Genomic DNA, 20,048 nt, shown 5'->3' with positions numbered 1-20,048 from the left:
AACTGGCTGACGTCCCCGTCCTGGTCACTGACCTCGGTGATCATCGCGAACATCTGGATCGGCGTCCCCTTCAACCTGGTGGTGCTCCACAGCGGTCTCCAGTCCATCCCCGCCAGCCTGTACGAGGCCGCGGCACTGGACGGGGCGAACGCCTGGCAGCGCTTCTGGCGCATCACCTTCCCCCTGCTGCGCCCCGTGTCCGCGATCACCCTGCTCCTGGGCCTGGTCTACACGCTCAAGGTCTTCGACATCATCTGGATCATGACCAAGGGCGGCCCGGCGGACGCGTCCACCACCTTCGCCACCTGGTCCTACCAGCTCGGCTTCGGCAACCTGCTGCCCGCCTTCGGCCCCGGAGCGGCCGTCGGCAACCTGCTCGTCGTCGCCGCCCTGGTGTTCGGCCTCGTCTACATCCGGGTCCAGCGAAAGCAGACGCTGTCATGAACCGAAGCCCCAGCCGTACGTGGTGGAAGACGGCCGTCGGTCTGCTGCTGACCGCGATCATGCTCTTCCCGGTCTACTGGATGCTCAACGTGTCCTTCACCCGCGACCAGGACATGCGCAAGAGCCCGCCCGACCTGCTGCCGCTGAACGGCACCCTGGCCGGCTACCGCACCGTCCTGGACGAGCAGTTGCCCTACCTCGCGACCAGCCTGGTCATCGGCCTGGGCACGGTCGTCCTGACCGTGGCCCTGTCCGCCCCCGCCGGCTATGCCCTGGCCAAACTGCGCCCGCGCGGCGGCGGCGTGCTGAGCTTCCTCTTCCTGGTCGCCCAGATGATCCCCGGCATCATCATGGCGATGGGCTTCTACGCCATCTACCTCAGTCTCGGACTCCTCCAGTCCGTGCCCGGCCTGATCGTCGCCGACTCCACCCTGGCCGTCCCGTTCGCGGTGCTCATCTTCACGGCGTTCATGTCCGGCATCCCCGGCGAACTGCTCCAGGCCGCGAAGACGGACGGGGCCGGGGCCCTGCGCACCTTCTGGTCCGTCGTGCTGCCGATGAGCCGCAACGCCGTCGTCACCGTGTCGCTGTTCGCGTTCCTGTGGTCGTGGTCCGACTTCGTCTTCGCCGGCACCCTGGTCAACGGCGGTGCGCACGAGCCGATCACCCTCGGCATCTACCACTACATCGGCAACAACAACCAGGAGTGGAACGCCATCATGGCCACCGCCGTCGTGGCCTCGCTGCCCGCCGCGGTGATCCTCGTCCTGGCCCAGCGCTACGTCGCCGCCGGCGTGACCGCCGGTGCCGTCAAGGACTGACCTCCCGCGGTCCCCCTGCTGCCGACAGATCCCTGCTCGAGAAACGAGTCACGCCTTCATGACCGCCGCCCCGTCGTCCGGACCCGCCTTCTCCGTCCACGACATCCCGTTCAGCACGTTCGGATCCTGGTTCGGCATCTCACCCGTGGTGGCGGAGAAGACGTACGCCGAGGACCTCCACCTCGTCTCGCACCAGAACGGCATGCACGCCGTCCTCCGCCTCGTCCCCCTGGACCCGGCGACCGGCGAGCGCGCCGGGACCCGTGTCGAGGCGACACCGGGACTGCTCAGCTGGGTCGGCCCGGCCGGGCGCATCGACCTCGCCTACGAGTCGCCGGACACCGTACGCCTGCGGGGCAGCGGCCTGGACCTCGGAGTCTTCGCGGCCGCGCAGGTCCTGACGCCGTTCAGCGGGACGTACTTCTTCCACGACCCGGCAGCCGACGCGCACGTGTTCACGTCGTACGAGACGGGCCGCCGCTACCGCGTCACCATCCTGTCCGGCCGTATCGCCCACACCGCCGGAGCCCAGGCCCTGGGCAGCGGTGACCGCGGCCTCGCCCTGACCGCGGCGGCGGACGGCGGGTGGGAGATCGCCATCGAGGAGATCGACACCTCTCGCCCGCCGTACGCGTCCTCGGCCGCCTTCGGCGAGATCGTGGCGGCGGCACGCGGGTCCTTCGCGGAATTCGTCGACGCGGTGGCCCCCTGGCGCTCGTCCGCCACCCCGGCCGCCGAACTCGCCGCCTACGTCCTGTGGTCGGCGACCGTACGCCCGGCCGGACTCGTCTCCCGGCCCGCCGTCCTCATGTCCAAGCACTGGATGGACAAGGTCTGGAGCTGGGACCACTGTTTCAACGCCCTGGCCCTGGCGCCGGGCTGTCCCGACCTGGCCATGGACCAGTTCGCCCTGCCCTTCGACCACCAGGACGGCAGCGGAGCGCTGCCCGACTCCGTCACCCACTCCGAGGTCCTCCACAACTTCGTCAAGCCGCCCATCCACGGCTGGACGTCGGGCCGTCTGCGCCGCCGGCTGCCGACGCCTCCCAGCGGGGCGGAACTCGCCGAGACATACGATCGGCTGGAACGCTGGACGCACTTCTGGCTCACCGCTCGGCGCGCACCCGGCGCCGTCCTCCCCCACTACCAGCACGGCAACGACAGCGGCTGGGACAACGCCACCACCTTCGACCCCGAGCGGGTGGTCGTCACCGCCGACCTGGCCGCCTTCCTCGTCCTTCAACTGCATGAACTCGCCGATCTAGCCGCTGAGTTGCGCAAGCCGGACGAGGCGAGCCGGTGGACCCGAACGGCACACGAGATCCAGTCGGCGCTGCTGGACGAACTCTGGACCGGCGAACGGTTCGTCGCCCGGGGAGCCGCCACCGGGCACACCTGGAGCAGCTCCAGCCTCCTCGACCTGATGCCCATCGTGCTGGGCGAGCACCTGCCCGGCGAGGTCGGCAGCGCGCTGGCCGACCACATCAAGGGCCATCTGACCCCGTACGGCCTCGCCACCGAACTGCCCACCTCACCGCACTACCTCTCCGACGGCTACTGGCGCGGCCCGATCTGGGCCCCCGCCACCGTCCTCATCGAGGACGGCCTGCGCCGCGCCGGCCACCACCGGCTCGCCGACGACATCAGCGCACGCTTCCGCGCCCTGTGCGAAACCTCCGGCTTCGCCGAGAACTTCGACGCCCTCACCGGCACCGGTCTGCGCGACCGCGCCTACACCTGGACCGCCGCCGGCTACCTCCTCCTCGCCGAAGCACACGCACACCGGGGCGGCCACTGACCGGTGGGCCGAGCCCGGACCTCCCTCACCGCAGCGGACGCGGTGCCGTCAACTCGGCCGCCCGACGGCCCGTGACGACCGACTCCGCCAGCAACTTTCCGCTGCGGGTGCCCAGGGCGATGCCCCACATGCCGTGGCCGCCGCAGACGTGGAACCGGGCCAGAGCGGGTCGGGCCGACCGGGGGCAGGCCCTCCGCCGTGCACGGGCGGGGACCGGCCCACTCGTCGGTGCGGTGGGTGAGGCCGGCGGAAGGGAGCAGATCGCGGACCGAGTTGACGATCGCCGCGATACGGCGGGGATCCGCGGGGCGGTCGGGCGTCGTGAACTCCATCATTCCCGCCACCCGCACCCGGCCCCCGAGCGGTGCGCAGACCCCTCGCCGCTCGGCGAAGTACGTGGGCCGGGTGGGCAGCCCGGCCGCAGGCAGAGAGAAGCTGTAGCCGCGTCCGGACTGCACCGGGATGCGCACACCGAAGGGCGCGGCCAGGCGCCCGAACCAGGCTCCCGGGGTGAGGGCGGCCGCGTCGGCCCGCACGGACGTGCTGTCCCGGGCGAGGGCGACGGCCCCGGTGCCCAGGTCCCGTACACGGGTGACCTCCAGGCCGGTGACGATCTTTCCGCCCCGGTCGCGGACCGCGTCGGCCAGCGCTCCGACGAACGCCCCGGGGTCGAGGTGACGCCGGCCGCACAGTCGTACGGCCGCGTCGACGCGCGACGAGAGCGCGGGCTCCGACTCGCGCGCCTCGGCGCCCGTCAATCCTCGGCCTCGCAGCCCAGCGCGGCGAACATCTCGCCCGCGCCACGCACCACGTCCCGGACGTCCGGGCCGACGGGCACGCTCCCGCAGAGGTCGGGCGACCAGGCGACCCGCCACTCCCGCGGACGTCGCCGTCGAGCCGGCCGGCGAAGAGGGAGCCCGGCGTCTGTCCGGCGCCCTCGTACCCGGCACCACGTCCGCGGCGTACGCATCCGGACAACGCCGCCCGGCCGGCCCGTGTCTAGACCTCGTACCGCGGCGTCCACTGAGTCTTCGCGATCGCCTCGCGCAGTTCCGCCTCCGTCGCCCGCGGGGCCACCCCGTCCTCGACGGCGGCGAGAGCCGCGGCCAGGGCGATCTCGCGGGCGGACTCGCGCATCCCGTTCAGGGGCGGCAGCAGCGGTACGGGACCGTCCACTCCGTGCGCCGCCCGTACCGCGCAGTCGGCGACGGACCGGGCGGCGGCCACCATCATGCGGTCGGTGACGCGCGTGGCCCGGCTCGCCGTCACCGCGAGGCCCATGGCCGGGAAGACGTACACGTTGTTCGACTGCGCCACCGGCACCTCGTGCCCGTCCACCGTCAGCGGCGGGAAGGGCGAGCCGGTGGCGATCAGCGCCCTGCCGTCGGTCCAGCGGGTGAGGTCCGCCGGCTCGGCCTCGGAGTGGGAGGTGGGGTTGGAGAGCGGGAAGATGACGGGCCGTTCGCAGGTCGAGCCCATCTGCCGCACGATCTCCTCGGTGAACGCGCCGTGAGCCGTCGACAGCCCGATGAGCGCCGTCGGCTCGACACGGCGCACCACCTCGGCGAGGCCGGTGCCGTCCCAGCCGTTCACCTCGTTGTCGTCGCGCGCGAACATCCGCTGCTGCGGCGTCAGTTCCGTGCGCGAGCGCACCAGCAGACCGTCGACGTCGAGGATCCAGAACCGTGCCGCGGCCTCGTCCTCGGACAGGCCCTCCTCGATCATGGCCGTCCGGATCATGTCGGCGACACCGATGGCGGCCGACCCCGCCCCCAGGATCACCAGGCGCTGCTCGGACAGCGCAGTGCCGGACACGTTCGCGGCGGTGGACAGGGCACCGAGCGTGACGGCCGCCGTGCCCTGGATGTCGTCGTTGAACGTGAGCAGCCGGTCCCGGTAACGCGAGAGGACGGGATAGGCGTGGGCGGTGGCGAAGTCCTCCCACTGGAGCAGTGTTCCGGGAAGTTCCGCCTCGACCGCCGACACGAAGGCCTCGATCATCTCGTCGTACTCGGCGCCGGTCAGCCTGCGGGCGCGCCGGCCGAGGTAGCGCGGGTTGCCGAGCAGGTCCTCGTTGTCGGTGCCGACGTCCAGCAGGATCGGCAGGGTGCGGGCGGGGTGGATGCCGCCGATCGCCGTGTAGAGGCTGAGCTTGCCGATCGGGATGCCCATCCCGCCGACGCCCTGGTCGCCCAGGCCGAGGATGCGCTGCCCGTCGGTGACGACGATGACGTCCACGTCCTCGTCGCGGTGCGGGCGGTTGCGCAGGATGTCCCGGAAGCGGTGCCGGTCCTCCCACGTCAGGAACAGCCCGCGCGGCCGCCGGTAGATCTCGCTGAACCGCTGACAGGCCTCACCCACCGTCGGCGTGTAGACGACGGGCAGCAGCTCCTCCAGGTACTCGGTGACCAGACGGTAGAAGAGCACCTCGTTGGTGTCCTGGAGCTGACGCAGATAGATGTGCCGGTTGAGGGGCTTGTCGTAGCCGTGGAACGCCTCGTAGGCGCGGGCGACCTGCTCGTCCAGGGTCTCCACGGCGGGCGGCAGCAGCCCGTCGAGACCGAGCTCGGCGCGCTCCTGCTTGCTGAAGGCGGTGCCCTTGTTGACCAGCGGGTCGGCCAGGGTCGTGACGGCGGGGCTGGTGGTCGTGCGGAGGTGCTCGTTCATCGGCTGGTCCATGGTATGACGCCTTCCCAGGACTCGCCGGTTCGTGCAGGCGACTTGAGCTGTTCGGCCGAACGGTCGTTCCGGTCCTCGGTCACCGATGAGTTCCGGTGCGTTGCCCGGTCTACCTCTCCGCAAGGCTTCCAAGCCCCGACAGCGAGCAGGAGAAGGCGACATGAGCGTGACGACCCCTCAGACGCAGGCCCGGGCCGAGTCCCACACCCCCGGCTTCCTTTCCACGCGCCCCGTATGGTTCGTCGGCCTCCTGGCGACGCTCGCCGGTGCCGTCGTGACGGAGGCCTTCGCGCTCGTGGCCCGGGCCACGAGCGTTCCGATGGAGGCGGCCAGCCCCGGGGCCGAGGAGGCCGCGGAGATCCCCGTCGGCGGCTTCGGCGGCGGCGTCGTGTTCTGGTCGGTCGCCGGAATCGTCCTGGCGGTGGTGCTCGCCCGCTGGGCCGAGCAGCCCGCCCGCACCTTCACCGTGACCACCGTCGTCCTCACCGCACTGTCCCTCGCCGGCCCGGCCGTCGCCCCGCACACGGCCACGTCCACCCAGATCGTCCTCGCCCTGTCGCATGTGGTGGCCGCCGCGGTGATCATCCCCCTGGTGGCACGGCGGCTGTCCCACGTGCAGAGGTGACGTCCTCGACTCCCACGATCCCGACACAGGCCCGTCGCGCTCACCGCCGACGGGCCGTCGTCGTGTACCCCGCGACAGCCCCGAACGGCCCAATGGCACTGCGCCGGAGGAGGCGACCGTGGATGAGCGGTGTGACCGTGGTGGAAGGGATGCGCGTGCACCCCTGGATGCGTGTGCACACCCGGACGAGGAGACGCGATGGCGCAGGGATTGGCCGAGGGCGGCATGGCGCGCGCTGCCACCGGAGGTGGGGAGGATCTGCTCCCGGACCGGCCCCCGGACGCCTTCGAGCAGGTGAGCGCCGTCGCCGACGCCGTCCTCTACGAGGGCTACCTCCTCTACCCCTACCGCCGGTCCTCGGCCAAGAACCGCGTCCGATGGCAGTTCGGGGTCCTGTTCCCACGGGGCTGGGTGGAGGCCGACGGCCCTGTGGTCCCCGGAGTCTCCGGCAGCGCCGACTCCTGGTACCAGCAGACCGAGTGCCTGCTGCGGATCCGGCAGCCCGGAAGCGCGGCCGTACGTGTGCGGATCCGTCACCTCCAGATGCAGCGCAAGCAGGTGGAGGAGACCAGGGACGGCCGTCATCACGCCGTCGAGTCGCTGCGCACCGCCGACGGCACGACGCATCTGACCTTCGACGAGGCCGTGCCGCGTGAACGCGAGGTCGAGGTCCCGCTCGACGAGCTCCTTCAGGGCGGACGCACCGTTCCCGTGGTGGCGCCGGCCGGCGTGGACGTCGAGCCGCTGCCCGCCCACGCCGGGCGGGTGGTGCGGCACCGCGACGAGGTACGGGCCGACATCACCGTCACCGCCGAGCGACTGTCGGACGACCTCTGCCGGCTTCGTGTGCGCACCACGAACACCGGGCCCGCACCGGAACCGCGGGCCGCTCGCGACGAGGCACTGCGCCGCGCCCTCATTGCCACCCACACCCTCATCGGCGGCGACGGCCTGGAGTTCCTCTCGCTGATCGACCCGCCGACGGACCTGCGCGTACTCGCCCGCTCGTGCCGGAACGAGTTCACCTTCCCCGTCCTCGGCGGTGGCGACGGCCACGTCCTGCTCTCCGCACCGATCATCCTTCCCGACCATCCCCAGGTGGCCCCCGAGAGCCCGGGCGACCTGCACGACGCCGCCGAGATCGACGAGATTCTCACGCTGCGCACGATGCTGCTGACCGACGAGGAGAAGCGCGAGGCGCGGGCCACCGACCCGAGGGCGGCCGCGATCCTCGACCGCGTCGACACGATGCCGCAGGAGGTCTTCGAACGGTTGCACGGCGCCGTTCGTTCCCTGACACCGGCCGCCCCCGTACCTCCGACGCCCGCCGACCGCCCTGCCTGGTGGCAGGAGGGTGCCGACGACGGTCTCTCCCCGGTCACCGACAGCGTGCTCGTCGACGGCGTCCCGCTCGGCGGCGGCAGCCGCGTCCGGCTCCGCCCCCGAAGACGCGGCGCCGACGCCCAGGACATGTTCCTGGCCGGCCGTACCGCCGAGGTCGCCGCAGTCTTCCACGACGTGGACGGCAGTGTGCACCTCGCCGTCACCCTCGACGACGACCCCGCAGCCGAACTGCACAGCTGGTACGGCCGCTTCCACTACTTCCGGCCCGACGAGCTAGAACACCTCGAGCCCGCCGGATGCCCGGACGAGCCGTCGGCACCGGCTCCCGCCGCGGCCCAGACGCGGCACACGACCGACTCCGAGACCCCCGCAGCGGAGGCCGAGTGATGACAACGCACAGCAGCACCACCGAAGTCAGCAAGGAACCCGACCGGACCGAGGAACGGCAGGGCATGGAGGAGATCCACATCCTCTGGATCTCCGAAGGCATGAGCTGCGACGGCGACACCGTCTCCCTGACCGCAGCCGGCCAGCCCTCGATCGAGGACCTGGTGCTCGGACTGATCCCGGGCCTGCCCAAGGTGAACCTCGTCAACAAGGTGCTCTCCCCGAGCCTGGGCGGCGAGGACTTCCTCGCCCCCTACCGGGCGGCCGTACGCGGTGAACTCGCCCCGTTCGTCCTCGTCATCGAGGGTTCGGTCCCCAACCAGAACATCATCGAGGGCGACGGCTACTGGACGTCCTTCGGCAACGACCCGGAGACCGGTGAGCCGCAGACCCTGAACTGGTGGATCGACCAACTGGCGCCCAAGGCCTGGGCGGTGGTCGCCGCCGGCACCTGCGCCACCTTCGGCGGCATCCACGCCATGTCCGGAAACCCCACCGGCTGCATGGGCTTGGCCGACTACCTGGGCTGGGACTTCACCTCCCAGGGTGGCCTTCCGATCGTCAACGTGCCCGGCTGCCCCATCCAGCCCGAGAACTTCATGGAGACCCTGGTCTGGGTCCTCCACCACGCGGCCGGCTCCGCGCCTCCGCCCCCGCTGGACCACATGCTGCGCCCGCAGTGGCTCTTCGGGAAGACGGTCCACGAGGGCTGCGACCGCGGCTCGTACTACGAGCAGGCGAGCTTCGCCAAGGACTACAACTCGCCCAAGTGCCTGGTCAAGACCGGCTGCTGGGGTCCGGTCGTCAACTGCAACGTGCCCAAGCGCGGCTGGATGGCCGGCATCGGCGGCTGCCCCAACGTCGGCGGCATCTGCATCGGCTGCACGATGCCCGGCTTTCCCGACGCGTTCATGCCGTTCATGGACGAACCCCCCGGCGGAACCCTCTCCTCCCTGGCCATCAAGCCGTACGGGGCCGTCATCCGCCGCCTGCGCGGGATGACCAACGAACTGGTCAACCACGAGCCAAGGTGGCGTCACAACAAGCGCAAGCTGACCAGCGGCTACGACCCGCGCTGGCGGCCCTGATGCCGCGCGACACACACCCCACCACCCGATCACGGAACACCGACAGCGAGGGGCAGCACAGCAGATGACCACCACCGAGGCCCGGCCCACCGAGCGCAAGCCGCCACAGCTCGTGGACATGTCCTGGGATCCCATCACGCGGATCATCGGGAACCTGGGCATCTACACGAAGATCGACTTCGCCAACCGGGAAGTCGTGGAATGCCACAGCACCTCGTCGCTGTTCCGCGGCTACTCGGTGTTCATGAAGGGCAAGGACCCGCGCGACGCGGGCTTCATCACGTCCCGGATCTGCGGCATCTGCGGCGACAACCACACCACCTGCTCCGACTACGCCCAGCAGATGGCCTACGGCGTCAAGCCGCCCCCGCTGGCCGAGCACATCGTCAACCTCGGTGAAGCCGCCGAGTACATGTTCGACCACACGATCTTCCAGGACAACCTGGTCTTCGTGGACTTCTGCGAGGCGATGGTCAAGGCCACCAACCCCGGTGTGCTGGCCCGCGCCGAACGCACCGAGGCGCCCCGCGGCGACATCCACGGCTACCGCACGATCGCCGACATCATGAAGGCCTTCAACCCCTTCGAGGGCGAGGTCTACAAGGAGGCCCTGAAGGTCAGCCGGGTCACCCGCGAGATGTTCTGCCTGATGGAGGGGCGGCACGTCCACCCGTCCACGCTGTACCCCGGCGGTGTCGGCACGATGCCGCAGCCGACCGCCTTCACCGACTACCTCAGCCGGCTCATGCGGGTCATCGACTTCGTGAAGAAGGCCGTCGCCATGAACGACGACGTCTTCGACTTCTTCTACGAGGCGTTGCCCGGCTACGAGGAGGTCGGCCGCCGCCGCGTCCTGCTGGGGTGCTGGGGCGCCTTCCAGGACCCCAAGGTCGTCGACTACCGCTACGAGTCGATGAACACCTGGGGCAAGGCGATGTACGTCACCCCGGGCATCGTCGTCGACGGCGAACTGGTCACCAACAACCTCGTCGACATCAACCTCGGCCTGCGGATCATGCTCGGCAGCTCGTACTACGAGGACTGGGTCAACGAGGATCCCTTCGTCACCCACGACCCGCTCGGCAACCCCGTCGACATGCGCCACCCGTGGAACCAGACCACCGTCCCGGTGCCACAGAAGCGCGACTTCGACGACAAGTACAGCTGGGTGATGAGCCCCCGCTGGTTCGACCAGCGGACCGGCGACCACCTCGCCCTCGACACCGGCGGCGGCCCGCTGGCCCGCCTGTGGACGACCGCGCTGAGCGGCCTGGTCGACACCCCGTACGTCAAGGCCACCGGCCACAGCGTGCGCATCTCCCTGCCCAAGGGCGAGTCCCTGCCGGAGACCACCCTGGAGTGGCGCATCCCGCGGTGGAGCAACACCATCGAACGCGACCGCGCCCGGCCGTACTTCGTCGCCTACGCCGCCGCCATGGCCCTGCAGTTCCTCGAAGAGGCCATGGGCATGGTGCGCGCGGGCGAGACCAAGGTGTTCGAGAACTACGAGGTGCCCGACGAGGCGATCGGCTGCGGCTTCCACGAGGCGGTGCGCGGCGTCCTCTCCCACCACCTGGTGATCAAGGACAAGAAGATCGCCAACTACCACCCGTACCCGCCCACGCCGTGGAACGCCAGCCCCCGCGACATGTACGGCACCCCCGGCCCGTACGAGGACGCCGTCCAGGGCCAGCCCATCTTCGAGGAGAACGGGCCGGACGACTTCAAGGGCGTCGACATCATGCGCACGGTCCGCAGCTTCGACCCCTGCCTGCCGTGCGGCGTGCACATGTACGTCGGCAAGGGCAAGACGCTCACCACCCTGCACTCCCCGACGTACGGGGCGAACCATGGCTGAGGCCGCCGGCACCCGGCTGGCCGACCCGGACGTCGAGGCCCGGCTCGCCCGACTCGACGAGGTCCTGGAAGGCCTCGAACCCCTCCCTGGCGCCGCCACCGAGGCGGTCCGGCTGCTGACCGAGGTCTACGGCGAGGCCCTGGCTCGCGTCCTGGACGAGGCGGACGAGCAGCTGGCGGAACGCCTGGCCGACGACGAGCTGCTGGGCCACCTGCTGGTGCTGCACGACATCCACCCCGAGCCCCCCGAGCGCCGGGCGGCCCGCGCGGTCGAACGGCTGCGGCCCGCGGTACGGGAACGGGGCGGGGACGTGGAGTGGGCCGGTGTGGAGGGGCAGGTCGGCCGGGTGCGTCTGAAGACGGGCGGCGGCTGCGGCTCCGGTTGCGGCGGCGGAGGTTCCGACGTCACCGACGTGGTCCGTGAGGCGGTGCTCGCCGCCGCACCCGAGCTGACGGCGGTGGAGCCGCTCACCGCTGCCGCCGCCCCCGCGTTCGTACCGCTGGAAACGTTGACGCACCGGGGCGCACGGTGACCACCGACGGGGCACTGGCCCGCCTCATCCGCTCCTCGGCCGACCGCACGGTGGCGGCCAAGGCGGAGGTGTGCGACCTGTGCGCCGCACCCGTCGCCGACGAGCACGCCCATCTGTACGACACCGGGAAGGAAGAGGTGCGCTGCGTCTGCGGCCCCTGCTCGGTGCTGTTCGCCGGGGCCGGGGCGGGCGACGGCCACTACCGGCTCGTGCCCCGGCGCCGGGTCCGGCTGCCCCGCGTCGACACGGCGGCGCTGGGCGTACCGGTCGGCCTGGTCTTCTTCGTGCCCCGGACGGACGGCACGGTCACCGCGCAGGGCCCGAGCCCGGCGGGAGCCATGCGGTGGGAGGTGGACGCGGCGGCCTGGCAGGAGCTGGCCGGGACGTGTCCGCAGCTCGCCACCGTGGAACCCGAGGTGGAGGCCCTGCTGGTGAACACCGTCCACGGCCTCGACCACCACTGGATCGTGCCGATCGACGACTGCTACCGGATGGTCGCCGTCGTACGACGTGAGTGGCGCGGCCTGTCCGGCGGGGGCCAGGTCTGGCCGGCCGTCGAGCGGTTCTTCGAGGACCTCACCGAGCGGCCATGAGCACGCACTCCGCAGGTCGGAGGCGAGGAAGGAGAGCACCCCATGGGCAGCATCAGAGTAGGGCGGGCCCAGGCGAAGCCCGACACGCCCGGGCACGTCGCCGGCATGCACCAGGGCAACAAGGGACGGTACGACGAGCAGAAGGGGCACAACGAGGACGGCACCGCCGACGCGCGCCGCTCCACGGGGATCCACTGGAAGCGGCATGACGCCCTCGCGGACACCATGCCGAACATCTCGCCGGGATGAGAGCCGTGATGAGAGAGCAGGGAGTCGCCGCAATGAAGGTCCGACGAGCACGCAGACCCGTCGCGCGAAGACGAGGCGGGATGAGCGGACAGCGGGTGCTGAAGGCCGAGGCCGTCCTGGTGGGCGGTGTGGCCCTGGCCCTGTTGTGCTGGGAGTTTCCCAGCCTGAGGCGGGAGATGCGGATCTGGCGGATGGCCGGCGGGTTCCGTGCGGGCCACCGGTATCCGTGAGCCGGCCGTGCACGAGCTGTCGATCGCGACCGCGATCATCGAGCGGGCCGGCGAGCTGGCCCGGGCGGACGGGACCGAGGCGGTCTCGGCGGTGACCGTCCGGGTCGGCGAACTGGCGGGCGTCGTCCCCGACGCCCTGGACTTCGCCTTCGAGGTGGCCCGCGACGGCACTGCCCTCGCCGGGGCCCGGCTCGTGGTCGAGCAGGTTCCCGCGCGGGCCTGGTGCGGCCCGTGCGCCGAGGAGTTCCCGGTGGGCATGCCCCCGTTCTTCTGGTGCCCGCGCTGCGACCGGCCCTCCAGCGACCTGCGCAGCGGCCGGGAGCTGGAGATCGCCGGGATCGAGCCGTTACCGGCCACGGCATAGCGAAGGGCCCCGCCGATACGTCGGCGGGGCCCTTGTGCGCTGGTCAGCAGATGCGCGGCAACTGCTCCCCGAGCGGCAGGTCCACCACCCGCGTCCCGCCGAGGCCGGTGGCGACCACCACCATGCCGGGGTGCTCGGCGACGCACTCGCCGATCAGCGTGGCCCCGGCGCCCTGCGGATGGGCACGCATCGCGGCCAGCACCTCTTCCGCATCCGACGGCGGTACGAAGGCGACCAGCCGGCCCTCGTTGGCGACGTAGAGGGGGTCGAGCCCCAGGAAGCCGCAGGCGTTCGCCACCGCGTCCGGCACCGGAACGGCCCGCTCCTGCAGCCGGACACCGGTCCCGGAAGCACGGGCGATCTCGTTGAGGGACGCCGCCAGGCCACCCCTGGTCGGGTCCCGCAGCACATGGATGTCGGGTGTGACGGCCAGCATCGACGCGACCAGATCCGCCAGCGGCGCGGTGTCGCTGGCGACCTCGACCCCGAACTCCAGCCCTTCCCGGACGCTCATGATCGCCACCCCGTGGAGCCCGATCGGCCCGCTGACGATGACCGCGTCCCCGGGCCGCGCACGCTGGGGCCGGATGTCCACGCCGTCGGGCACGAGCCCCACACCGGCGGTGGTGACGTAGACGCCGTCACCGTGGCCGGACTCCACGACCTTGGTGTCACCCGTGGCGATCGCGACGCCCGCGGCCTCGGCCGCCGCACCCATCGCGCGCGCGATCCGCTCGACGACCGTCAGCTCGACCCCCTCCTCCAGCACGAAGGCGGCGGAGAGGTACGCGGGCCGCGCACCGCTCATCGCCAGGTCGTTGACCGTGCCGTTGACCGCGAGGTCGCCCAGGCTGCCGCCGGGAAAGAACAGCGGCCGGACGACGTAGGAGTCGGTGGAGAAGGCGAGCCGTTCGCCGCCCAGTTCGAGGACGGCCGAGTCGGCGAGACCGGCCAGGGTGGCGTTGCCGTAGGCGGGAGTGAAGATCTGGTCCATCAGCTCCGCCGACAGTGCTCCGCCTCCGCCGTGGCCCATCACCACGACACCCTGGTCGCGCAGCGGGGCGGGACAGGTCCAGGCGGCCGGGTCGACCACATCGGCGAGCTGCTCAGGCAACGGGAGCCACCTCCTCCTGTGGGGCCCCGCCGGTCTGCGGTGTCGGGGCGTTCATCCGGCGGTACAGGTAGTAGGCCGCGCAGGCGCCCTCGCTGGAGACCATGGTGGCGCCGAGCGGGGTGCGCGGGGTGCAGGTGGTGCCGAACGCGGCGCACTCGGTCGGCTTGATCAGCCCCTGGAGCACCTCACCGCTGCGGCACTCCGCCGGCTCCTCGGTACGGATCCCGGTGACGTCGAAGCGGTGCTCGGCGTCGTACGCGCGGAATGCGTCGGTCAGCTTCCAGCCGCTGGCCGGGATCCGCCCGATGCCCCGCCAGGACCGGTCGGTGACCTCGAACACCTCCTCGATCATGCGCACGGCGGCCGGATTGCCCTCCTCGCGCACAGCACGCGGATACGCGTTCTCCACCCGGTGCTCGCCACGCTCCAGCTGGCGGATCGCCCGGCGGATGCCCTCCAGGATGTCCAGCGGCTCGAACCCGGTCACCACCATCGGCACACCGAACCGCTCGGCCAGCTCCGGGTACTCCGCCGTGCCCATCACGCTGCACACGTGCCCGGCGGCCAGGAAGCCCTGTACCCGGCACTCGGGGGCAGTCATGATCGCCTCGATGGCCGGGGGCACCCGCACATGCGACACCAGCAGGCTGAAGTTGCCCAGCCCCAGCCGGCGCGCCTGGTGCACGGCCATCGCGTTGGCCGGGGCCGTGGTCTCGAAGCCGATGGCGAAGAACACCACCTCCCGGTCCGGGTGGCGGCGGGCGAGCTCGAGGGCGTCGAGCGGCGAGTAGACCACGCGGACGTCGCCGCCCTCGCCCTTGACCCGGAACAGGTCGCGGCCGGTGCCCGGCACCCGGAGCATGTCACCGAAGGAACAGAAGATCACCCCGGGCCGCGAGGCGATCTCCAGCGCCTTGTCGATGACCTCCAGCGGTGTGACGCAGACGGGGCAGCCAGGGCCATGGATCAACTCGATCTGGTCGGGGAGCAGTTGGTCGATGCCGTGGCGGATGATCGAGTGGGTCTGCCCGCCGCACACCTCCATCAGGGCCCACGGCCGGGTCGCGGTGGCCCGGATCTCGTCCAGCAGCCGCCGGGCGAGATCGGGGTCGTTGAACTCATCGATGTACTTCACGCCGTTCCCGCCTCCTTCGCCGCCTGCTCCCAGGCGTCGCCGAACTCCTCCTCCAGCAGCCCCAGTTCCTCGAACAACTTCAGCGAGGCCAGGGCCGATTCCTCGTCCAGGCGCTGGAGCGCGAAGCCGACGTGCACGATGACGTACTCGCCCACCCGCACGTCAGGCACGTACTCCAGACACGCCTGTTTCTGCACTCCGCCGAAGTCGATCAGCCCGGTGAGCGGATCCGCGCTGTCGTCGATGGCCACGACCTTGCCGGGCACTGCCAAACACATGGGTCACTCCTCCTGTCGTAGGTGCGCCGCGACCACCAGCTGGCCGAGGGCCAATCCGCCGTCGTTCGGGGGTACTTCGCCGTGGCGGAGCACGGCGAAGCCGTCGTCGGCCAGCAGCCGTGTGCACTCCTCCTCCAGAAGCGCGTTGGCGAAGACCCCGCCGCTGAGGACGACGGTGGCCAGGCCGGTGCCCCGGCGCGCACGCCGGCAGATCTCAGCGACGGCCCGTGCCACCGCGCGGTGGAAGCGGGCGGCGAGCACGGGGGCCGGGGTGCCGCGCCGCAGATCGGCGATCAGTGCGCCGAGTACGGGCGCCGGGTCGAGATCGCCGGCGAAGGCGTACGCCGACGAATCGGCGTCCCAGGCCGCAGCGGCGGTGGCCTCCAGCTCCAGGGCGGCCTGGGCCTCATAACCCGCGCGATGGCACACGCCGACGAGCGACGACACGGCGTCGAAGAGCCGGCCCATGCTGGAGGTCGTCACACAGGCCACACCGCGCGCCAACTGTTGCCGCAGAACCGCAAGTTCGTCGGCCGTGCAGGCGGTCACGCTCGGCAGGCCCGCGTCCCACGGCAGGCCCGCCGCCCACAGCCGGGCCAGCGCCAGGCGGCACGGGTTGGCCACGCCCGCGTCACCGCCGGGCAGCGGGGCGGGGGCGAGGTGGGCGCAGCGCCGGAAGCCGGTGTAGTCGGCGAGCAGGATCTCGCCGCCCCAGACAGTGCCGTCGTCCCCGTAGCCCGTGCCGTCGAAGGCGACGCCGATCACGGGTGCGGTGCCGTCGAGGCCGTGCTCGGCCATCGCGGAGGCGATGTGCGCGTGGTGGTGCTGGACCAGGACAGGGGCGTGCCCGGCCAGCCGGGCGCCCCACCTCGCCGAGTGGTATCCGGGATGCCGGTCCGTGGCGACGACCTCGGGGGCGACACCGGTCAGGCACCGCATGTGCGCCTCCGCCCGCCGGGCCGCCTCCAGAGTGGTCAGATCCCCCATGTCGCCGATGTGCGGGCCGAACCAGGCATGGTCGCCCTCGCCGAGACACAGGGCGTTCTTCAGGTCGCCGCCCACGGCGAGCGCGGGCCGCACCGGGACCGGCAGCCGCAGCGGGCGGGGCACGAACCCCCGGGAGCGGCGCAGCACCTGCTCGGTGCCGTCCGGGCGCACCCGCAGCAGGGAGTCGTCACAGGGCGAGGAGATGGACCGGTCGTGGGCGAGCCACGCGTCGGCCAGCCCGGCGAGCCGGGTCAGTGCCTCGTCGTCGTCCGTGACGATCGGTTCGCCGGAGCGGTTGCCGCTCGTCATGACCAGTACACGGGGTCCCGGCGGATCTCCGGGCAGGCCGAACAGCAGGGTGTGCACGGGCGTGTAGGGCAGCATGACGCCGAGGTGGGGGCTGCCGGGACAGACGCCGGGCGCGAGGCCCGCCTGCTCTGCCCGTCGGCGGAGCAGGACGATGGGGCGCCGGGGGCTGGTGAGGGCGGCCAGTTCGGGCGTGGAGAGCACGGCGATCCGCCGTACGGCGTCCAGGTCCGCGCACATCACCGCGAACGGCTTGCCGCCGCGCGCCTTGCGGGTGCGCAGCTTCTCGACGGCCCGCGCGTCGGTCGCGTCGCACGCCAGGTGGTAGCCGCCGAGACCCTTGACGGCGACGATCCGCCCGGCGGCCAGCAGAGCCCGCGCCGTCGCGAGTGCGCCGGCCTCCCGTGCCGGGCGGACGTCGCTCCCCGGCGCCGGCAGCAGGCGCAGCCGGGGGCCGCAGCGGGGGCACGCCACGGGCTGGGCGTGGAAACGCCGGTCGAGGGGGTCGCCGTACTCCCGGGCGCAATCGGCGCACATCGGGAAGCCGGCCATGGTCGTCACCGCCCGGTCGTACGGCATGCCCGTGGCGATGGTGAAGCGGGGCCCGCAGTGGGTGCACGTGACGAACGGGTGCCGGTGCCGGCGGCCGGCCGGATCGGTCAGGTCCCGCAGACAGTCGGCGCAGGACGCCGTGTCGGGCGGGAGCAGGGTGCGGCCGGGGGAACGGTCGGTGGAACGGATGGTGAAGGCGCCGCCGGCGCCGCTGACGGGCAGGTCCTCGAACCCGACGCCGGTGACGGTGGCCAACGGCGGTGGCTGGGTGGCCAGCCGGTCGCAGAAGCCGGCGACACGGTCCGGCGGGCCCTCCACCTCGATGAGGACTCCGCTCGCCGTGTTGCTCACGAAGCCCGCGAGGGCGAGATCGGTGGCCAGGCGGTGCACGAAGGGGCGGAACCCCACGCCCTGCACGGTGCCGCGCACGGTGACGCGGCGGCGCACCGCCTGTGTGGCGGGCGCTGTCACGGGACGAGGCCGGCTTCGGCGCCCTCATGGGTGTGGGTGTGCGGGCGGGGCGCCAGAGGAGGCCGGTGTACCGGGGCCCCGTCCCGTACGGCGAGCACCCGCTCCAGAAGAGCGTCGACGCCGGCGCCGGTGCGGGCGCAGGACCGCAGCACCTCCACCCCGGGGTTGACCCGCTGGACGTGGGCGTCGAAGGCGGTCCCGTCGAACCCGGCGGGCCCGGCCAGGTCGGTCTTGGTCAGCACCACCAGATGGGCGGACCCGAAGGCCGTCGGGTACTTCAGCGGCTTGTCCTCGCCCTCCGTCACCGCCATGAGCACGATCCGCAGACTCTCGCCGAGGTCGTAGGACGCCGGGCAGACGAGGTTGCCGACGTTCTCCACGAACAGCAGCGAGGTGTCCTCGGGCAGCCAGGTTTCCACGTGGCCGCGCAGTTGCCGCGCCTCCAGATGGCACAGCCCGTCCGTCAGCAGCTGCTTCACCGGCGCTCCCGACCGGGCCAGCCGGTCGGCGTCGTTCTCGGTCGCCAGGTCGGCGGTGAGCGCAGCCACCGGAAGGCCCCGCTCCACCGCCCTGGCGAGCACCCGCCCGAGCAGTTCCGTCTTCCCGCTGCCCGGGCTGGACAGCAGATTGACCACGCTCACTCCGCGGCGGGTCAGCTCGTCGCGCAGGCCCGCGGCCAGACCGTCGTTCTTCGCCAGGACGGCTTGAGTGACCTCGTCCACGGAATCGCACATGGGCGCCGCTCCTCGCGGTCGGTAGGGAAATCGGTCCGCCACCGATCCTCGGCGCCGTCTCTCACGGTGTCCGGCAGCCCGGCGGGGACAGGGCGGGGGATTCGTCCGGGCGGCTCAACCGGGGCGTGGCCGCGGGGTCGGCCAGCAGCACCGGAACCATGGCGTGCAGGGCCGCGACGGCCCGCCCGACCGCTTCGCGCACCGTCGCGCTGATACCCGGGGCGATGTCCTCGTCGGCCGGTGCCCGCAGTTCCGGCTCGCAGGCCAGGACGAGGACGCGCGGGAGCGGCTCGTCACCCAGGTGGGCGGCCAGGGCGAGGACCTTCGCCGGGTCCATGCCGTGCGCCTCGGGCGGGGCGCCGACCGCGGCGCGGCCGGGCAGGTCCGGCTCGATCAGCGACAGGGTGCCCGGCTCGTGCCCCCGCACGGCGGCGTCGACCAGGACGGCCGTGTCGTAGCCGTCGAGCAGTGCGTACGCGAGGTCCATGCCGCGGATGCCGAAGTCCCGTACCCGCACCTCGGGCGGCAGCGGACGCTGGTCCAGGGCGCGGATCACCTCGGGGCCGAAGGCGTCGTCCGCGAGGAAGATGTTGCCGACGCCCGCCACGAGCAGCCGCGCGCTCATCGCGCCCCTTCGGTCGCGAGCGGCCGGGCGGAGCCGCTCGGGACCTTGCGGACGAAGGCGGACCGCAGCGCGTGGTAGGGGGCCTGCGGGTCGAAGAAGATGGCGCGCATGCGGGCGAGTTCGGTCCGCCGGTATTCGGCGAGGGGCCGCTGGAGCTCGTCCGCGTGGCGTGCGGTGGCCTTGGCGGTGATCCGGCGTGGGAGGTCCGGGTCGTCGGCGAGCGCGGCAGCCAGTCGCTCGACCTCGGTCGTGAACTCCCGTGCCTGGGCGTTCACCAGACGATCCACCAGCCCGATCCGCGCGGCCTTCGCGGCGCTCACCGGCAACGCCTCGCTCGTCAGCCGCTCGGCCGTCTCGGCTCCCACGCGGCGCGGCAGTGAGTACGTCCAGAACTCCGATCCGTACAGGCCCATGTTCCGGTAGTGCGGGTTGAGGACGCTGCCCGAGCGGCACCACACTTCGTCGGCGGCCAGGGCCAGCATGACACCGCCGGCCGCCGCGTTGCCGCCGAGCGCCGCCACCACCAGCCGGTCGGTGGTGCGCAGTACGGCCTCGACCAGGTCGTTCATGGCGATGAGGTTGGACCAGGACTCGCCCGCCGGGTCGCTCGACGCCTCGATGACGTTCAGGTGGATGCCGTTGGAGAAGAAGTCGCGGGCGCCGCCGAGCACCAGCACCGAGGTGGAGCGGGTGAGCGCGTACCGGTAGGCGGCGAGCAGCCTGCGACAGTGGTTGGTGCTCATCGCCCCGCCCGGGAACGAGAAGGACAGGAAGCCGATGCCGTCCCGCTGCCGGTAGCGGATGTCCGACCAGGTGGTGCGGTTCGGCGGCAGT

Annotated in this window: 20 protein-coding genes and 1 pseudogene; 12 read left to right on the top strand and 9 right to left on the bottom strand. The window is 71.9% G+C overall.

What is annotated here, in order from left to right; genetic code table 11:
- The 3 genes from AOQ53_RS22690 to AOQ53_RS22680 all read left to right on the top strand — a co-directional run.
- The coding region (locus tag AOQ53_RS22690) for a carbohydrate ABC transporter permease (RefSeq protein ID WP_148640366.1) at positions 1-444 on the top strand (444 nt) is incomplete at its 5' end.
- Positions 441-1,265, top strand: coding sequence for a carbohydrate ABC transporter permease (locus tag AOQ53_RS22685; protein WP_059419957.1), 825 nt, complete (start codon positions 441-443; stop codon positions 1,263-1,265). The genes AOQ53_RS22690 and AOQ53_RS22685, both read left to right, overlap by 4 nt.
- A gap of 58 nt (positions 1,266-1,323) precedes the next feature.
- Entirely contained in the window at positions 1,324-3,063 is a 1,740-nt protein-coding gene (locus AOQ53_RS22680) for an amylo-alpha-1,6-glucosidase (RefSeq protein WP_059419956.1), read from the top strand.
- On the opposite strand, the gene AOQ53_RS22675 is transcribed toward AOQ53_RS22680, so the two are convergent.
- Both AOQ53_RS22675 and AOQ53_RS22670 read right to left on the bottom strand, forming a co-directional pair.
- Positions 3,018-3,938, bottom strand: a complete 921-nt coding sequence (locus AOQ53_RS22675; RefSeq protein WP_408055177.1) for an NAD(P)/FAD-dependent oxidoreductase — start codon at positions 3,936-3,938, stop codon at positions 3,018-3,020. The genes AOQ53_RS22680 and AOQ53_RS22675 overlap by 46 nt on opposite strands.
- 124 nt (positions 3,939-4,062) lie before the next feature.
- A complete protein-coding gene (locus tag AOQ53_RS22670) occupies positions 4,063-5,730 on the bottom strand; it encodes an NAD-dependent malic enzyme (protein ID WP_059419960.1) in 1,668 nt (555 codons plus the stop codon).
- Positions 5,731-5,902: 172 nt separating this feature from the next.
- On the opposite strand from AOQ53_RS22670, the gene AOQ53_RS22665 reads away from it, so the two are divergent.
- The 9 genes from AOQ53_RS22665 to hypA all read left to right on the top strand — a co-directional run bounded on the left by AOQ53_RS22665 (position 5,903) and on the right by hypA (position 13,012).
- Positions 5,903-6,367, top strand: a complete 465-nt coding sequence (locus AOQ53_RS22665) for a DUF6069 family protein (RefSeq protein WP_059419954.1) — start codon at positions 5,903-5,905, stop codon at positions 6,365-6,367.
- A 198-nt stretch (positions 6,368-6,565) separates the two neighbouring features.
- Positions 6,566-8,098, top strand: coding sequence for a hypothetical protein (locus tag AOQ53_RS22660; protein ID WP_059419953.1), 1,533 nt, complete (start codon positions 6,566-6,568; stop codon positions 8,096-8,098).
- Positions 8,098-9,186 carry an NADH-quinone oxidoreductase subunit B family protein gene (locus AOQ53_RS22655; protein WP_059419952.1) on the top strand — a complete coding sequence of 363 codons (1,089 nt, stop codon included), beginning with the start codon at positions 8,098-8,100 and terminating at the stop codon, positions 9,184-9,186. The genes AOQ53_RS22660 and AOQ53_RS22655 overlap by 1 nt, the downstream gene beginning before the upstream one ends.
- Positions 9,187-9,250: 64 nt before the next feature.
- A complete protein-coding gene (locus tag AOQ53_RS22650) occupies positions 9,251-11,044 on the top strand; it encodes a nickel-dependent hydrogenase large subunit (RefSeq protein ID WP_059419951.1) in 1,794 nt (597 codons plus the stop codon).
- Positions 11,037-11,576, top strand: a complete 540-nt coding sequence (locus AOQ53_RS22645) for a NifU family protein (protein WP_059419949.1) — start codon at positions 11,037-11,039, stop codon at positions 11,574-11,576. Before AOQ53_RS22650 ends, AOQ53_RS22645 begins: the two co-directional genes overlap by 8 nt.
- Positions 11,573-12,169 carry a DUF5947 family protein gene (locus AOQ53_RS22640; RefSeq protein ID WP_059419948.1) on the top strand — a complete coding sequence of 199 codons (597 nt, stop codon included), beginning with the start codon at positions 11,573-11,575 and terminating at the stop codon, positions 12,167-12,169. The genes AOQ53_RS22645 and AOQ53_RS22640 overlap by 4 nt, the downstream gene beginning before the upstream one ends.
- A gap of 42 nt (positions 12,170-12,211) precedes the next feature.
- Entirely contained in the window at positions 12,212-12,418 is a 207-nt protein-coding gene (locus AOQ53_RS22635) for a hypothetical protein (RefSeq protein WP_059419947.1), read from the top strand.
- An 80-nt stretch (positions 12,419-12,498) separates the two neighbouring features.
- Positions 12,499-12,648 (top strand): hypothetical protein, encoded by a 150-nt coding sequence (locus AOQ53_RS44800; protein ID WP_167745753.1) that lies wholly within the window; start codon positions 12,499-12,501, stop codon positions 12,646-12,648.
- Between the two features lie 7 nt (positions 12,649-12,655).
- Positions 12,656-13,012, top strand: coding sequence for a hydrogenase maturation nickel metallochaperone HypA (hypA, locus tag AOQ53_RS22625; protein ID WP_059419958.1), 357 nt, complete (start codon positions 12,656-12,658; stop codon positions 13,010-13,012).
- A gap of 43 nt (positions 13,013-13,055) precedes the next feature.
- Here the strand turns inward: hypA and hypE are convergent, their stop codons facing one another.
- The 7 genes and pseudogenes from hypE to AOQ53_RS22590 form a co-directional block, all read right to left on the bottom strand.
- Positions 13,056-14,126 (bottom strand): hydrogenase expression/formation protein HypE, encoded by a 1,071-nt coding sequence (hypE, locus tag AOQ53_RS22620; RefSeq protein ID WP_059419946.1) that lies wholly within the window; start codon positions 14,124-14,126, stop codon positions 13,056-13,058.
- Positions 14,119-15,261, bottom strand: a complete 1,143-nt coding sequence (gene hypD, locus AOQ53_RS22615) for a hydrogenase formation protein HypD (RefSeq protein ID WP_059419944.1) — start codon at positions 15,259-15,261, stop codon at positions 14,119-14,121. The genes hypE and hypD overlap by 8 nt, the downstream gene beginning before the upstream one ends.
- On the bottom strand, positions 15,258-15,539 hold the full coding sequence (locus AOQ53_RS22610; protein ID WP_059419943.1) for a HypC/HybG/HupF family hydrogenase formation chaperone: 282 nt from the start codon (positions 15,537-15,539) through the stop codon (positions 15,258-15,260). The genes hypD and AOQ53_RS22610 overlap by 4 nt, the downstream gene beginning before the upstream one ends.
- Before the next feature lie 3 nt (positions 15,540-15,542).
- Complete coding sequence (gene hypF / locus AOQ53_RS22605; protein WP_059419942.1) at positions 15,543-17,855, bottom strand: carbamoyltransferase HypF; 2,313 nt, start codon at positions 17,853-17,855, stop codon at positions 15,543-15,545.
- Positions 17,852-18,589, bottom strand: coding sequence for a hydrogenase nickel incorporation protein HypB (hypB, locus tag AOQ53_RS22600; protein ID WP_059419940.1), 738 nt, complete (start codon positions 18,587-18,589; stop codon positions 17,852-17,854). Before hypB ends, hypF begins: the two co-directional genes overlap by 4 nt.
- 41 nt (positions 18,590-18,630) lie before the next feature.
- Positions 18,631-19,214 (bottom strand): annotated as a pseudogene (locus tag AOQ53_RS22595) (hydrogenase maturation protease); the annotation flags it as partial.
- Positions 19,211-20,048 (bottom strand): enoyl-CoA hydratase/isomerase family protein (locus AOQ53_RS22590; RefSeq protein WP_148640365.1); only part of this gene is annotated, 838 nt, incomplete at its 5' end. The pseudogene AOQ53_RS22595 and the gene AOQ53_RS22590, both read right to left, overlap by 4 nt.

The sequence above is a fragment of the Streptomyces azureus genome, assembly GCF_001270025.1.
GTDB classification, from domain to species: domain Bacteria; phylum Actinomycetota; class Actinomycetes; order Streptomycetales; family Streptomycetaceae; genus Streptomyces; species Streptomyces azureus.
The sequence above is the reverse complement of the archived record's forward strand: the minus strand, read 5'-3'. Positions and strand labels throughout refer to the sequence as shown.

Excerpts from the sequence above, each read along its gene's own strand:
- AOQ53_RS22685 (WP_059419957.1), top strand. The coding sequence starts at position 441 with ATGAACCGAAGCCCCAGCCGTACGTGGTGGAAGACGGCCGTCGGTCTG.
- AOQ53_RS22680 (WP_059419956.1), top strand. The coding sequence starts at position 1,324 with ATGACCGCCGCCCCGTCGTCCGGACCCGCCTTCTCCGTCCACGACATC.
- AOQ53_RS22670 (WP_059419960.1), bottom strand. The coding sequence starts at position 5,730 with ATGAACGAGCACCTCCGCACGACCACCAGCCCCGCCGTCACGACCCTG.
- AOQ53_RS22665 (WP_059419954.1), top strand. The coding sequence starts at position 5,903 with ATGAGCGTGACGACCCCTCAGACGCAGGCCCGGGCCGAGTCCCACACC.
- AOQ53_RS22660 (WP_059419953.1), top strand. The coding sequence starts at position 6,566 with ATGGCGCAGGGATTGGCCGAGGGCGGCATGGCGCGCGCTGCCACCGGA.
- AOQ53_RS22655 (WP_059419952.1), top strand. The coding sequence starts at position 8,098 with ATGACAACGCACAGCAGCACCACCGAAGTCAGCAAGGAACCCGACCGG.
- AOQ53_RS22650 (WP_059419951.1), top strand. The coding sequence starts at position 9,251 with ATGACCACCACCGAGGCCCGGCCCACCGAGCGCAAGCCGCCACAGCTC.
- AOQ53_RS22645 (WP_059419949.1), top strand. The coding sequence starts at position 11,037 with ATGGCTGAGGCCGCCGGCACCCGGCTGGCCGACCCGGACGTCGAGGCC.
- AOQ53_RS22635 (WP_059419947.1), top strand. The coding sequence starts at position 12,212 with ATGGGCAGCATCAGAGTAGGGCGGGCCCAGGCGAAGCCCGACACGCCC.
- AOQ53_RS44800 (WP_167745753.1), top strand. The coding sequence starts at position 12,499 with ATGAGCGGACAGCGGGTGCTGAAGGCCGAGGCCGTCCTGGTGGGCGGT.
- AOQ53_RS22610 (WP_059419943.1), bottom strand. The coding sequence starts at position 15,539 with ATGTGTTTGGCAGTGCCCGGCAAGGTCGTGGCCATCGACGACAGCGCG.
- hypB (WP_059419940.1), bottom strand. The coding sequence starts at position 18,589 with ATGTGCGATTCCGTGGACGAGGTCACTCAAGCCGTCCTGGCGAAGAAC.